This window comes from Sporosarcina sp. P25 (genome assembly GCF_002743235.1).
GTDB classification, from domain to species: Bacteria; Bacillota; Bacilli; order Bacillales_A; family Planococcaceae; genus Sporosarcina; species Sporosarcina ureae_B.
Genome location: NZ_PDYV01000011.1, coordinates 74,544 through 87,114 on the forward strand (window position 1 = coordinate 74,544; position 12,571 = coordinate 87,114).

Below are 12,571 nucleotides of genomic sequence, written 5' to 3' on the forward strand. Positions count from 1 at the left end.
TTTTTACCCCTTTTCACTTATGATCTTTTATAGAAAGGTGTTGCAATGACTTTTGCTTTCAGACGTTTTGCGCGGATTTCGACTTCTACTTCCGTGCCAAGTTCCGCAAATTCTGTGGATAGAAGCGCAAAACCGATGTTCTTTTTTAATGTAGGAGATTGCGTACCAGTTGTGACTTCGCCAATCTCTCGGTCACCCTCAAACACTTTATAACCAGTACGCGGAATTCCTTTATCGATCATTTCAAGTCCGACAAGCTTACGTTCTATCCCTTGTTCTTTTTGCTTCACAAGAATATCTTTACCAATGAAATCCTCTTCTTTCTTCACTTTTACGACGAAACCAAGGCCTGCTTCTAATGGAGAAATATCCTCTCTCAGTTCTTGACCGTAAAGAGGGAGTCCCGCTTCAAAGCGCAATGTGTCTCGTGCACCAAGGCCTGCAGGTACCACACCGTCTTCTTTGCCTTCTTGTAAAATTTTTGACCACAGGTTCTGGATTGCTTCAGGTGTACCGTAGATTTCAAACCCATTTTCTCCTGTATAACCCGTACGTGAAACAAGTACATCTTCTCCGCCCACTTGAACATGTTCTTTAAAACGGAAAAATTTGATTTCTTTAAGCGACTCATCCGTCAGTTTCTGTAATACCGACTCCGCCACCGGTCCTTGCAGTGCAAGTAAAGCGTAATTGGAAGATTGGTTATCAATGACGACATTGTCAATTTGTTGTTTTTCCATCCAAGCTACATCTTTTTCAATATTCGATGCATTGACTACCAATAAATAGCGCTCTTCCTCTAATTTATAAATTAAAAAGTCATCGATCGTTCCACCTTGCTCATTACACATCACTGTATACTGTGCTTGGCCAATCGTTAGTTTGGATACGTCATTCGTCACGAGCTTCTGCAAATAGTCGAGTGCTCCGCTACCACTAACAAACACTTCTCCCATATGCGAGACATCAAACAAACCTGCTTTTGTCCGAACGGCTTCATGTTCTGCTTTAATACTAGAAAACTGCACAGGCAACTCCCAGCCGCCAAAATCGATTGTTTTACCTCCGTACTCTTTATAACTTTCAAATAACGGCGTGCGCAATAATTGATTCGTCAAACTGTTTCCTCCTTTTTGTTCTGATCAAAGAACGATCAGTATGTATTTCATCAAAAAAAGGACAGGGGTCTCCTATAAAAGAGAACCCCTGTCCTTTTGCCTGAAAGCTTTACAGTTTCCATACTTTCTTCGGCCGCTGATTGCTCAGCACTCTCCAGAGATGCGTCATGTATGCGTTTTGTTACCTGAGAGATTCATAACATTCGTTACTTGCTCCTTCGGCGGCGCCTAATGCGCGCTCTCCCCATACAATCATTCGCATTATTGAGTTAATTTTTTCTTCACTGATATCTTAACATTTCATAGAAGTAAGCGCAATCTATTTATTAAGAAGGCATAAAAGCGAATGATATTTTGATTATAAACCAAATCATTCGCTTTTTCAACGAATTATTGATATCTCTCAATTTGAAAGATAATATATTCTGCAATGTCCGTTAAAGATTTGCCCGTAGTCTCCACAGTGAAATGAGCAGACTGTAAATACTTCGACTTACGTTTTTTATAGAGCGCTTCTAATTCTTGCCGCGAAGATTGTTGTACAATAGGGCGATTGACATCAGTCGAGATTCTGCGCCAAATATCGCGGAATGATGCATTGAGGAAAAATACGATGCCCGTTTCACGCATCAATTGTATATTTTCTTCCTTTACCGCCACGCCTCCACCAGTGGCTACAATACAAAATTCTTCTGGAAATTTTTCGAGGAATTCCGTCTCCAACTGCCGGAAATACAACTCTCCGTACTGATCGAATATCTCAGGAATCGTCATTTGCATTTGTTCTGAAATTTCATGATCCATATCAAAGAACGGAATGCCTGTTAACGTATGCAGCCGTTTACCGATTGCGCTTTTTCCACATCCCATGAATCCCACTAAATAAATCCTTTTCATTTTCATCCATCCCGTTTCATTAATTCAACTGCTTTACGCTCATAATAGATTTCGAGCCAGTCGTATATTCTGTAGATACTATCATGCCATGAAACGAGGGAGAAAAGAAAGAGACTTACCAAAAATAATAAAACAATCGCGAAAATAAATGATCCTCCCTTCTCATTCTTGATATAATCCAATAGCAAACGTCCTTTCTTTACGCATACCATCCTTCATTTTGACAGCAAGCTTCAATTCGCTATCCTTCACAGTAAATTTACTGGATTTCACATTCATCAACAAAGGGACATGACCTGTTCCATTCACAACCTTACGAAGCATTTTATCGTATTGCTGTATAGTAATGCTTCCTTTTTGGGTATGGAACGTAATGAGCGTAGATTTCACTTCCTCCACTACAGTTACTTTTTCCAATAATTCCTGTAATTCCAAAGAAAATAACTCCCACTCGCCAAGCAGATCTCCGTGGTAAACATTATCTACGGGTGCTTTCCAGTAGAAAAATAAAACTGTTAATTGAATTAGCATCATGAATATAAGTAGATGAATGATACTCTCAACTAGTGAATATCCCTTTTCATTCAACTGCATCATAGACTCACACATTTATGATTTGCGACTTGTTGTATTTCATAGCCCACACAAATTCGACTATCGCTAACGATCCAATCATACTGTAGATCTTCGTGAAATCTGCTCCCTGTCACTTGTCCCGATGCTTTGTTTAGAATAGCTGCTTGGTAGGCTGTTTGACTGGCAATCATCGCTTGTTTTTTTCCGGTGGCGGACGATGTCAATATGTTGGCCATCGGTATTAGAGATCCAAATATCACCATGGCAACGAGTAACGACAACATAGCTTCCGGCCACGATTGCCCTTTTTCATTCATTGACTATCATCCTTCCTCTCTCAAACTGAAACGAGATAAAAATTTCACCTTTGCTTTGTGTAGAAAAATACATCTTTCCTGTTTTCACCATGTATCCTGTTTCAGAAAACTCTATTCTTTTAAGCGGAGAATGTTTAGTCCTGTACATGCCTTCAGGAAATATTCCACGTATTAGCGTTTCTTTCATATCAATTTTTTCCGCCTTATAAGTTGCTCCACTTTCACCAAATGTCAAAGCAACACTTTCTTTATGTGTCATTGCATATAGCTGCATCTCATGAACAGACGCAATGAATTGCTTCAGTGCATCCTTTTCGGATTCTTTTTCCAGGTGTTTTTCACTAAAAGGAAGAATGATGGCTGTCAATATCGTCATGATGGATAGGACCAACAAGAGTTCCAAAAAGGTGAATCCATGTTGATCATTGAAAATACGCTTAACCTCCACTATTTGCAGCCTTTACTTTTCCTTCCATATCGATCGAAATTGCACTGCCATTCGGACACGCAGGTTCAGCTGGTAAATACCCTTCTGTAGTTAGTGATGAAATCGTTGGAATCGTTTTTTTATCCATCTTGTATGCCTGCACTTGGCCTTCTACCATTTTGACATACGCTTCACAGCCCTTTTCATCAATCGATTTAGAATGCTTCGTAACATTCGGGATTGCAATCAAGATTAAAACAGTAATTATTAGCAACACGATCATCATTTCAATCAACGTAAAACCTTTTTCATTCTTCAGCAACACTTTCCCTCCTTTTAAATGTTGTCGATCATTTTATAAACAGGCAATAAAATAGATAAATAGGACAATAAAATACAAACCGCCAAAACACCAAATAAGGCAGGCTGTAAAATCGTTATCCATTGATTAACCTTCTCCTCCAATTGTTCACTCGTATGTTCGCTATATAGCATAAGTTCTTTCGGTAAGTATCCCGTATCAGCCCCGTGTTTTGCAAAATCTGCGAGACGTGGCGATAGACCATCTGTTAAACGGATTGCTTCGTGCAATGATTCACCATAAATGACATGTTCACTTAATTCGTTTGTGATGACCGCTAATATAGGATCCTCTGTCTGCTCCGCTAGAACAGCTAATGCGCTTTGCATAGAAAGTCCAGACTGCAACAAACTTCCGAGCTCACTGGCGAAATCTCTAGTTTTCATTTCACCGTAGAATGTTTTGATTCCAGGTATTTTTAATATATGGCGTAAAATTTCAGACGGGGACAATCTAGTTAACCACATTCGAACTAAAAGAAAACCAACAGCACATATAATAGCCATGGACAATAAGAGATCTGGTATAGATGAAACGAGTTTTGGTAATAAGTGAACGATTCCTCCATTGTCATCCGCCCGCATTACAGTCAATGCTTCAAAATTCGGTAAGAAAAATTGCCGAAAAGCGACTAACAAAATCAATAAGAAGGAAAACAGGACACTTGGGTACGCCAACAGTTTACGAACTTGTTTTTGCTTCTCCGTCTTTCGATTGACACGATCCGCTACTTCTTTCAAGGCGCGTATCAAATTGCCATCCACTTCCGCAATAACGATCGGCAACATCGTACTTTTGCCAAAACCTAAACTCTTCAAAATATGTGAAACACCATACCCCATCTTCAACTCTTCTTCTACTTGTCGAAGTTTTTCCTCATACTCTTTCGTATGATAGGGCAATATTAGAATGAGACCTTCATGAAAGGTATATCCTTCTTGTAATAACACCGAAAGTCGTACTAGAAACTCCGCTGGCTTTATAATTTTTTTATTGGAGGATGGACCGAAAAATTTAATCCGTTCCATATAGCACCTTTTCATACAAAGCTTGCTGCACTTCGATTTTCTTATTAACAGGAATCGTAAACCGTAGGCCATTCACCATTGATTCCGTAGCTAATTGTAGATCCGACTCCTGCAATATTTCAAAAACTGCTGCCGTCTCTCCTGACTGTTGTGTAATAAGACGCTGAGCAGATATCGCGATAATGGTCTGTCTTAGCTCTTCTACATGAATACCGAGGTCTAATAAACGATACAAGCAACCCACAGGATCTTTCGCATGGATTGTGCTAAGAACTAAGTGTCCTGTCAACGCAGCTTCAACTGCGATTTTGGCTGTCTCAGCATCACGTATTTCACCAATCATGATGACATCGGGTGAATGTCGTAAAATCGCTTTTAATCCAGCAGAATAGGTAATACCAGAACGTTCATTCACTTGAATTTGTAGCAGATGACTATGATTATTCTCTACAGGATCTTCAAGTGAAATGACATGACGTTTGAGTTCGGATACACAATGAGAAGTCAATGAATATAATGTGGTCGTTTTACCAGAACCAGTTGGTCCGGTGACGAGAAACAGTCCTTGCTTATAAGCAGCAGCTTCAGCCAATTGCTGTGTCCAGTCAGGATCGAGACATAGCTGGTTGAGCGGAACGATTTTATCGTGTTTCTGAATGCGGATCGCGACACTTTCCTTTAATTGGATAGATGGGATTGTCGAGACGCGAAAAGAGAAGCTGCAGTCTAAGAAAGACCGGTGGAAGGAACCACTTTGCGGGCGTCGTTGTTCACTTATATCTAAAGAAGATAAAAATTTATAGAATGAAATTAACCGACCGCCTAATGTATGAGGATATTGACCGATCTTCGAAAAATAAGAGTGCTTGCGAATTGTCACGTCATATCCTTCTATCGTAGGTACAAAATGAATATCTGTCGCTTCAGAATGAATTGCTTTCTCAAGCAACTGTAAACACGTTTTTTCTATAGGGTTCTGTTCAATTTCCATAGTTCTCTCCTTTCTCTATTCGACAAAAGACCACTTTTTATCTTAGAAAGAAGTATATATGGGAATTAAATTGTTTGAAAATGCACTACATTTATGTTAATTCATTTTTTCATCATGATATTGGGTCAAAATTCATTTCTTTACGTCAATTCAATATCAAAAATCAATTTTCATATTATTTTCATTGTAGGTTCTGTTATACTGTAAGCAGCTACTATCTGAATCTGTTCGTACAAGTACACTCTTTTGACACAATGTGAAATCGATTGGAGTTTACTTTTAGGCTGACGTTCTATTATAATGGATAAGAGCTTATTGTAATGTTGTGAAGGAGGGATTCTTAGATGGATAATATGTTTAAACTTTTAGGATTCTGGTCAGGTATTTTTGCGGTAATGTTCTATGTTGGGAATATGGTTCCAGCTGCTTTACTTATGGTAGCAGGCACAATTTTCTTTGTTCTACTTGGATACTTGAAGCTTTCAGAGCGTATGTATGTTTACCTATTCGGAGCATACCTGATGATCTTCATGGTTGGTTTTAGTTACTATTCTATTTTCATTCATGTACCTGGTGGAGGACACTAATCCGCACAAACAAAAACAGCTTCCTCAACGGAAAGCTGTTTTTTGTTTGCTTGATTTTGATCAAAATCCGTGTAAGTACGGGTTTTGGTCTTTTTCGACTCCAGGTGTTGTCGCAGGCCCATGTCCGGGATAAAGTAACATCTCGTCGTCTAGCGTCAATAACTGTTCGTGAATCGCTTTGAGCAATGTTTCCGTATCACCGCCTGGCAAGTCGGTACGGCCTACGCTACCTTGGAACAATGTATCCCCTACAATTGCGAATCCTTCATCTTCAAAGATATAACAAACGCTTCCTGGCGAGTGTCCTGGCACATGACGCGTCTCCATCTTAAACGTCCCCACTTCCAAATGTTTTTCATCATGAAGTAGCACGTCAGCAGGGTTACAAATGACGTCAGGCAATACGGGGTATTTGGCTGAACCATTTAACTCAGGATTCGCAAGCCATTTCTTTTCCGCCACATGCAAGTACACAGGGATATCAAAAGCAGTTCGAATCTTTTCTACTGCCCCGATATGGTCAAAGTGTGCATGTGTCAGCAAAATGGCAACAGGCTTCAGAGATAACTTTCGCAATTCTGATAGTAACGCCTCTCCATCTTCGCCTGGATCGAATACTAAACAATTTTTCTTTTCATCTTCCACTATGTAGCAATTTGTCTGAATTGGACCTAATGGATGTATATGTATCCTCATTTACCTCACCTCTATGTCTAATATTAATGATTGTGGACACAAACTTCAAATAATCGTCATTATTTAATCTCGACAAAACGATTCATTAACAGTACAATAGAGGAGGAATATCGCTTTATGGCATTCATTTTTTCAATGTTGAAAGGAGTGTCTACTCAATGAATTTATTAGTCATCATTTTTGGATTGATTGCAATCTTAGCAGTCTTTGGAACGGTCCAAGCTTTTAAAGAGCGGAATCTGTTAAGTATAGTATTCAATGTGGTAACGGTTGTAGTTATCGGAGGATTTACGATCGCTACTGTCATATATTCTGGATACCCGCCACAACTACACAAATAAGTTCCAAAAAATAAGGACACCCTTTCACAGGGGATGTCCTTATTTTTTATTGTTTTCATCGATATAGGTAGAATTGATACTTCGGCGGAACGCATTCCAGCTGGCGTTTCAAACTCCTCCTAGATAGTAATTCACCACTTATAAGTAAAGCTTATTCTAGCGGTTCAATTTCCAACCACTTTACCCTTTCGCCGGTTTCTATATTAATCCAAGTATCTAGACTATACCCTATTAAACACTTGTCGCCTTTGCAATCTAAAGAACCGCCTTCTGGTAACTTTTGGCGCTTTACTTCCTCACCGTCTTGTATCTTCACTAGAAAACTAGTTGGCATCATCTCAGTTTGATCGGTGACAGTCATCATCAATGTATTCTCATCTAAAAATACAGCTTGTTCCATCACGAATGAATGATCTTCAACAAACCAAGAGTACTTCTCTTCTCCGATTGCATTTAATACTGCATATCGTATCTGCTCACCTTCAAATGATTCAATCAATACCTGATCTGTAGCTGAATGGAATTGGTTGGCATTATTCGCAAGCGTAGTCTTTTCCCCTGTAGAGAGTAATTGTTTTACTACATCTAGGTCTTCCATATATACCAACTCTTCTGCATCTAGCCAACTAGGAAATGGATCAGGGAGCATTACTGCTACCAATGTATCGTCATTCGCGTCATAGCGCATGATTTCGTAACTCCAATCATCAGAGAAAGCGGTGATTAGTAATTGTGAAGCGTCGATATCATTCCATTGAATTTCAAGTTCCGAGGATTCTATCGACACTTCATTTAGTAGAGTACCTGCATGATCAAGTATATGTATGATAGCCTCCGTTGAGTCGTCTGCTGTTTTGACTAGTCATTGCGAAGCGCTAGGATGAACTTGCACTTCAGAGATCGTTGCAGTGGACGTAAATAAGGTATGTATGTCTCCTGTCTTTAAATCAAACGACAGTAACCGATCTTCATCATCTTTGTGATCGACGAACAAAATTGCCGTTTCATTCAACCAACCTGCAACAAAACGAATATCTTCTTTAGAAGCTGTAAGGGTTTCTACTGGCTCTGTTTCATTTTCTACTCGTTGTTCTTCGTTTTCAACTTCTTCAGATGGCGTACATGCTATTAAAATACATGCGCATACTACTGGGATCAGTATTCTCTTCACTTTTTCACTTCCTCTTCTTTTGGTTTTAAAAAAGCTGCGCGGCATAGGCAGCCGCGCAGCTCATCAACTTATTTGCTTTCTTTCATTTCAGGACTGCCATCTGGTCGTTCTTTGAATCGCAGCAAGTCACCATTGATGATTGTATCTGAATAATTCAATTCAGTATTAGCACGCTCAATATACGGCTCGCATTGCGTTTCATCTTCTGACGGTTCCCCAGTTTCGATGTCATAGCAAACTTCTTGTGCATAAATGTTTTTGTCTGTGACGAGACGACCGTCACGGAAAATAACAAATGGTTCATGATCCGGTGAGAATAAATCCGAACCGAACTGCATATCTGCTTTCGTATCAATTCCCAGTAGGTGAAGAATAGTAGGACGGATATCTATCTGTCCGCCAAGCTCATGCATTTGCTTACCTTCACCAGACCCAGGCATATGAATGAACAATGGAACCTTTTGAAGTTCCGCATTATCAAATGGTGTAATTTCTTTGTCCATATACATACTCATTGCTTTATTGTGATTTTCGGAAATACCATAGTGATCTCCGTACATGACGATAATTGAGTTTTCATACAAACCACTTTCCTTTAAGTCGTCAAAGAATTCCTTAACCGCTTCGTCCATATATCGAACTGTTTGGAAATACTTATTCAACGTATTGGAATTTGATGTGTATTCAGGAATTAATTTATCCTGTTCATCCAAATCAAACGGATGATGGTTTGTTAGTGTAATCATTCGTGTAGCAAATGGTTGCTTCATATCTTTCATCAAATTAACAGATTGATGGAAATACGGGATATCTTTCATTCCCCAGTTAACTGCTTCATCTTCACCGATTGTGTAGCTATCTACATCATAGAACTTCTGCACATCAAGCGCTTTGTACATAATGTCGCGGTTCCAGAAGCTCTTACTGTTGGCGTGCATGACACTTGTAGCATAACCATTCTCACCTAGTCGTTCTGAAAGTGAGTTATATGTGTTACCGCTGTGTGTGAAGAATACTGCACTACCGTTACGTCCATATAATGAGTTCTCTACGATAAACTCGGAGTCGGACGTTTTCCCTAATCCAGTTTGTTGATAAAAATTGTCAAAGTAAAATGTATCTTTATCGTTTGTTAATTCATTCAAGAATGGGGTAATTTCATGTCCATTCATATCGTTATTAATAACAAAGTTTTGTAACGATTCAAGTGAAACGAGAATTACGTTTTTACCTTTTGCAGTACCGAACATTTTCGGATCCGGCTGCGCGTGGTTCGCTTTAACATAGTTCTCTATTTCGGTCAATTCCGTGCCATCAGCAAATGTACGCTGAGCATGGGATTTTGATTGGACAAATAAATCATATAGATGATAATTATACGTACCAATGTTTTTAACGAGCAATTCACGGTCGAAACTTCTTGTCAATAACTGTGGACGTTGAGCTTCTGCAAGCGCTAAGTTGAACATCATCAACGTAGCCGCCGCCGCAAAATACACTTTGCGTCCCATTTTATGGTTGGACTCTTGAACTGGTTCTTGCTTGAAGAAACGTATAGCCACTAAAATAATCAAAACATCGGAGAAAAAGAATAGATCAAGAAGTCTCAAATTCTCTGTAATTGAAGAACTTAAATCCGCAAAGTTACTTGTTTGGAACAATAGTGGCAGTGTAATAAAGTCTGTAAAGAAACGATAGAACACCGCATTGGCAAACATGACAAAAGATGTGATGAAACTAACCGCTAAAATATATCGGTTACGTGTTTTCGTCTTTTTAATAAATAGCGCAACCCCATAAACAAACAATATAAATGCTAGAGGGTTAATTAGTAAGATAAACTGTTGCATAGCATTATCGATCTTCATATTGAAACTGGTGAAATACCCGATGTAGGTAGTCAACCAAGTTGCGATTACGGCGATAATGAGTACGGAATGCTTAGGCCATGAAAATTTTCTCATTCCATCTCTTCCTTTCGTTTCGTTTAGATACTGTTTTTATAGTCATCATATATTTAGACGTTTGAATGCGTGAAAAGTTTCACATGAGTCGAGGAATGAGTAGTTCGTATAGTATTAACTAGTGGTTAGCTAGTTTGTTCCCTTCTCAAAACAAGCAATGCTTGAATATATGTTTGTTGGTCAATAAATTGATGGTCATACAGTTCTTTCACTTCGGACTCCATTACCATGCTGTCCTGTTTTTTATTTCCCGTATAAATGATTACACCAAAACGTTTAAGCAATTTCATCACGTCATAAAATTCATTCATTCGCTTCACGTGCTTTCTGACAATCTATAATATGTTCGTCTGTGTAAATATAGGACACCGGAATATCATGCGGCTCCCTAGCTATATTATGGCGGATTTGACAATCAAATGCCAGTGAAATCGTTTCAAATGGAAAATTTATCAAATAACGATCGTAATACCCACCACCGAATCCAATCCGGTATCCAGTCTCTGAATACACGACACCTGGTACGATCTGCAAGTCTATTTCTTGTGGATTTATAGACTCTGTTACTTCTATTTTCGGTTCTTTTAAATCCATATAGACTACTTCGGTCTGATCAAATGAATCAATCAAACGAAAATCCATTTCCCTCGTAGAAGAAATACATCGTGGAATCGCAACTCGCTTCCCGGATTGCCAAGCGATTTCTATCAAACGATGCGTATCCACTTCCGGAAATCTCGATAATGTGATTCCGATGGTCTTTGCATACTTAAATTCATCCGAAGCAAGAACTTTCTCTACTATAATAGCGGATTTCCGTTCGTGATCAGATGGAGTTAATTGATGTAATTGCTGTATAACCTGTTTTCGAAGATGCTGCTTTTCCACTGCACTACCTCCCGTAAGAAAAAACCAAAACCGAAGCAGGTTTTGGTTTTAATGATTATTTCGTTTCACGGTGCAAAGTTTGCTTTTTTTCACGTGAGCAATATTTCATCATTTCAATACGTTCTGGATTGTTACGCTTGTTTTTCTTAGTAATATAATTACGCTCTGCACATTCTGTACAAGCGAGTGTTACGTTTACGCGCATTACTGTCCCTCCCACTCAATAGCTATAGATATAAGTAAAACATGAGCATGATTTATACGACTAATATATTATACCATGGATTCATTCATTGTACAGCAAAAACTTTCAAATATCATTCATTATGTGCTTATGGTATTATGAAGGAAATTCTAGTTATTTTGGAGGGAAACAGTATGGATATCCCCTTAATTTTACTCAGTATTGGTGTACTGGCTGTCATTACTTCGTTTTTTGTAGGAAATAAGACGCGTGCTATGGATGATGAACTGGAAAATATTTCGATCAGTCTCCATCAGGAAACAAGTAATCTCAAGAAGAGAATTCGTTTGCTTGAAGAAGAATTGATGGTTGCATCCCCTTCTTCAGAGCCCCCCGCACCAGCACCACAAAAAACGATACACGCAATTATTGTCAATCAAATTACGTCACTTCACAAACAAGGCTACACGATCCCTGAGATTGCAAAGCGCGCTTCACTTAGTGAAAAAGAAGTAACGGAAGTGCTACATTCTAAAGGAGTGCGGTTGTCATGATCAAGGAAATATTGCGTGCTGTTGGAATTGGTTGTTTGATCGCTGGCGGCATTGTGTATTTTGTACAGCAACAGACATCCGAAGGGACTTTGCAAAAGCAATTGGCTGATTCAAAAGAAGATATAGCTATTCTTAAGAAAGAGCTGGCGATTGCACAGACATTGTCGCGGAAAGATGCTATTCGTCAACCAGAATCTGAACAAGATACGATTCCAGAGGAAAATGAAGCGGAAGAAATCGTCGCGAAGAGTTTCACAGTTAAAGCAGGCATTACACCTGCCGAGTTATCACGTGAATTAGAAAATGAAAAATTAATAAAAAGCGCCGAAGAATTTGAACTATATATAATTGAAAATGATTACACACGAAAAATCAAAACCGGTACATATGAATTACGCTCTGATATGCGTTTTCCTGAGATTGCTAAAATCTTTTTACGCCTATAATAAAAAAGACGAAAACCATATGGCT

Annotated in this window: 18 protein-coding genes, 1 pseudogene and 1 riboswitch; of the genes and pseudogenes, 4 read left to right on the forward strand and 15 right to left on the reverse strand. The window is 38.9% G+C overall.

Going from position 1 to position 12,571, the window contains the following annotated elements:
• Positions 1-17: 17 nt before the first annotated feature.
• From gcvT to comGA, 8 genes are all read right to left on the reverse strand, one after another.
• On the reverse strand, positions 18-1,118 hold the full coding sequence (gcvT, locus tag CSV70_RS10910) for a glycine cleavage system aminomethyltransferase GcvT (protein ID WP_099626531.1): 1,101 nt from the start codon (positions 1,116-1,118) through the stop codon (positions 18-20).
• A gap of 163 nt (positions 1,119-1,281) precedes the next feature.
• A riboswitch (glycine riboswitch) is annotated at positions 1,282-1,374 on the reverse strand.
• Positions 1,375-1,508: 134 nt separating this feature from the next.
• Positions 1,509-2,015, reverse strand: a complete 507-nt coding sequence (locus CSV70_RS10915; RefSeq protein WP_085130426.1) for a shikimate kinase — start codon at positions 2,013-2,015, stop codon at positions 1,509-1,511.
• A gap of 162 nt (positions 2,016-2,177) precedes the next feature.
• On the reverse strand, positions 2,178-2,612 hold the full coding sequence (gene comGF / locus CSV70_RS10925; protein WP_158232412.1) for a competence type IV pilus minor pilin ComGF: 435 nt from the start codon (positions 2,610-2,612) through the stop codon (positions 2,178-2,180).
• Positions 2,609-2,908 carry a hypothetical protein gene (locus tag CSV70_RS10930; RefSeq protein WP_085130420.1) on the reverse strand — a complete coding sequence of 100 codons (300 nt, stop codon included), beginning with the start codon at positions 2,906-2,908 and terminating at the stop codon, positions 2,609-2,611. Before CSV70_RS10930 ends, comGF begins: the two co-directional genes overlap by 4 nt.
• Positions 2,901-3,356, reverse strand: coding sequence for a type II secretion system protein (locus CSV70_RS10935; protein ID WP_198166043.1), 456 nt, complete (start codon positions 3,354-3,356; stop codon positions 2,901-2,903). Before CSV70_RS10935 ends, CSV70_RS10930 begins: the two co-directional genes overlap by 8 nt.
• A complete protein-coding gene (gene comGC / locus CSV70_RS10940; RefSeq protein WP_099626530.1) occupies positions 3,346-3,657 on the reverse strand; it encodes a competence type IV pilus major pilin ComGC in 312 nt (103 codons plus the stop codon). The genes CSV70_RS10935 and comGC overlap by 11 nt, the downstream gene beginning before the upstream one ends.
• Before the next feature lie 14 nt (positions 3,658-3,671).
• On the reverse strand, positions 3,672-4,724 hold the full coding sequence (gene comGB, locus CSV70_RS10945; protein WP_158232269.1) for a competence type IV pilus assembly protein ComGB: 1,053 nt from the start codon (positions 4,722-4,724) through the stop codon (positions 3,672-3,674).
• Positions 4,711-5,715 (reverse strand): competence type IV pilus ATPase ComGA, encoded by a 1,005-nt coding sequence (comGA, locus tag CSV70_RS10950; protein ID WP_099628925.1) that lies wholly within the window; start codon positions 5,713-5,715, stop codon positions 4,711-4,713. Before comGA ends, comGB begins: the two co-directional genes overlap by 14 nt.
• A 344-nt stretch (positions 5,716-6,059) precedes the next feature.
• Between comGA and CSV70_RS10955 the strand changes: the two genes are divergently transcribed.
• Complete coding sequence (locus CSV70_RS10955) at positions 6,060-6,302, forward strand: DUF2626 domain-containing protein (protein WP_085130409.1); 243 nt, start codon at positions 6,060-6,062, stop codon at positions 6,300-6,302.
• 60 nt (positions 6,303-6,362) lie between these two features.
• Here CSV70_RS10955 and CSV70_RS10960 read toward each other — a convergent pair whose 3' ends face one another.
• The gene (locus CSV70_RS10960) at positions 6,363-6,998 is read right to left on the reverse strand and encodes an MBL fold metallo-hydrolase (RefSeq protein WP_085130407.1); all 636 of its coding nucleotides are present in this window, start codon (positions 6,996-6,998) and stop codon (positions 6,363-6,365) included.
• A 158-nt stretch (positions 6,999-7,156) separates the two neighbouring features.
• Here CSV70_RS10960 and CSV70_RS10965 point away from each other — a divergent pair, with 158 nt between their 5' ends.
• Complete coding sequence (locus CSV70_RS10965; RefSeq protein WP_029054522.1) at positions 7,157-7,339, forward strand: DUF2759 family protein; 183 nt, start codon at positions 7,157-7,159, stop codon at positions 7,337-7,339.
• Positions 7,340-7,490: 151 nt separating this feature from the next.
• Here the strand turns inward: CSV70_RS10965 and CSV70_RS10970 are convergent.
• The 6 genes and pseudogenes from CSV70_RS10970 to rpmG all read right to left on the reverse strand — a co-directional run.
• Positions 7,491-8,189, reverse strand: a pseudogene (locus CSV70_RS10970) (YqgU-like beta propeller domain-containing protein); the annotation flags it as partial.
• Positions 8,190-8,201: 12 nt separating this feature from the next.
• The gene (locus tag CSV70_RS10975; RefSeq protein WP_099661037.1) at positions 8,202-8,510 is read right to left on the reverse strand and encodes a hypothetical protein; all 309 of its coding nucleotides are present in this window, start codon (positions 8,508-8,510) and stop codon (positions 8,202-8,204) included.
• Positions 8,511-8,578: 68 nt separating this feature from the next.
• Positions 8,579-10,474 carry an LTA synthase family protein gene (locus CSV70_RS10980; RefSeq protein ID WP_085130403.1) on the reverse strand — a complete coding sequence of 632 codons (1,896 nt, stop codon included), beginning with the start codon at positions 10,472-10,474 and terminating at the stop codon, positions 8,579-8,581.
• A 125-nt stretch (positions 10,475-10,599) separates the two neighbouring features.
• Positions 10,600-10,785: a YqgQ family protein gene (locus CSV70_RS10985; protein ID WP_085130401.1), complete on the reverse strand. Its 186-nt coding sequence runs from the start codon at positions 10,783-10,785 to the stop codon at positions 10,600-10,602.
• Entirely contained in the window at positions 10,778-11,362 is a 585-nt protein-coding gene (locus CSV70_RS10990) for a 5-formyltetrahydrofolate cyclo-ligase (RefSeq protein WP_085130399.1), read from the reverse strand. The genes CSV70_RS10985 and CSV70_RS10990 overlap by 8 nt, the downstream gene beginning before the upstream one ends.
• 55 nt (positions 11,363-11,417) lie before the next feature.
• Complete coding sequence (gene rpmG, locus CSV70_RS10995; protein WP_029054517.1) at positions 11,418-11,567, reverse strand: 50S ribosomal protein L33; 150 nt, start codon at positions 11,565-11,567, stop codon at positions 11,418-11,420.
• Positions 11,568-11,740: 173 nt separating this feature from the next.
• On the opposite strand from rpmG, the gene CSV70_RS11000 reads away from it, so the two are divergent.
• Both CSV70_RS11000 and CSV70_RS11005 read left to right on the forward strand, forming a co-directional pair.
• A complete protein-coding gene (locus tag CSV70_RS11000) occupies positions 11,741-12,100 on the forward strand; it encodes a hypothetical protein (RefSeq protein WP_085130397.1) in 360 nt (119 codons plus the stop codon).
• Complete coding sequence (locus CSV70_RS11005; protein WP_085130395.1) at positions 12,097-12,546, forward strand: hypothetical protein; 450 nt, start codon at positions 12,097-12,099, stop codon at positions 12,544-12,546. The genes CSV70_RS11000 and CSV70_RS11005 overlap by 4 nt, the downstream gene beginning before the upstream one ends.
• Positions 12,547-12,571: the final 25 nt, after the last annotated feature.

Bases quoted from the DNA above. Each gene is read 5' to 3' on its own strand.
- CSV70_RS10915 (WP_085130426.1), bottom strand. From the start codon at position 2,015: ATGAAAAGGATTTATTTAGTGGGATTCATGGGATGTGGAAAAAGCGCA.
- comGF (WP_158232412.1), bottom strand. From the start codon at position 2,612: ATGATGCAGTTGAATGAAAAGGGATATTCACTAGTTGAGAGTATCATT.
- CSV70_RS10930 (WP_085130420.1), bottom strand. From the start codon at position 2,908: ATGAATGAAAAAGGGCAATCGTGGCCGGAAGCTATGTTGTCGTTACTC.
- comGB (WP_158232269.1), bottom strand. From the start codon at position 4,724: ATGGAACGGATTAAATTTTTCGGTCCATCCTCCAATAAAAAAATTATA.
- comGA (WP_099628925.1), bottom strand. From the start codon at position 5,715: ATGGAAATTGAACAGAACCCTATAGAAAAAACGTGTTTACAGTTGCTT.
- CSV70_RS10955 (WP_085130409.1), top strand. From the start codon at position 6,060: ATGGATAATATGTTTAAACTTTTAGGATTCTGGTCAGGTATTTTTGCG.
- CSV70_RS10960 (WP_085130407.1), bottom strand. From the start codon at position 6,998: ATGAGGATACATATACATCCATTAGGTCCAATTCAGACAAATTGCTAC.
- CSV70_RS10965 (WP_029054522.1), top strand. From the start codon at position 7,157: ATGAATTTATTAGTCATCATTTTTGGATTGATTGCAATCTTAGCAGTC.
- CSV70_RS10980 (WP_085130403.1), bottom strand. From the start codon at position 10,474: ATGAGAAAATTTTCATGGCCTAAGCATTCCGTACTCATTATCGCCGTA.
- CSV70_RS10985 (WP_085130401.1), bottom strand. From the start codon at position 10,785: ATGAATGAATTTTATGACGTGATGAAATTGCTTAAACGTTTTGGTGTA.
- rpmG (WP_029054517.1), bottom strand. From the start codon at position 11,567: ATGCGCGTAAACGTAACACTCGCTTGTACAGAATGTGCAGAGCGTAAT.
- CSV70_RS11000 (WP_085130397.1), top strand. From the start codon at position 11,741: ATGGATATCCCCTTAATTTTACTCAGTATTGGTGTACTGGCTGTCATT.
- CSV70_RS11005 (WP_085130395.1), top strand. From the start codon at position 12,097: ATGATCAAGGAAATATTGCGTGCTGTTGGAATTGGTTGTTTGATCGCT.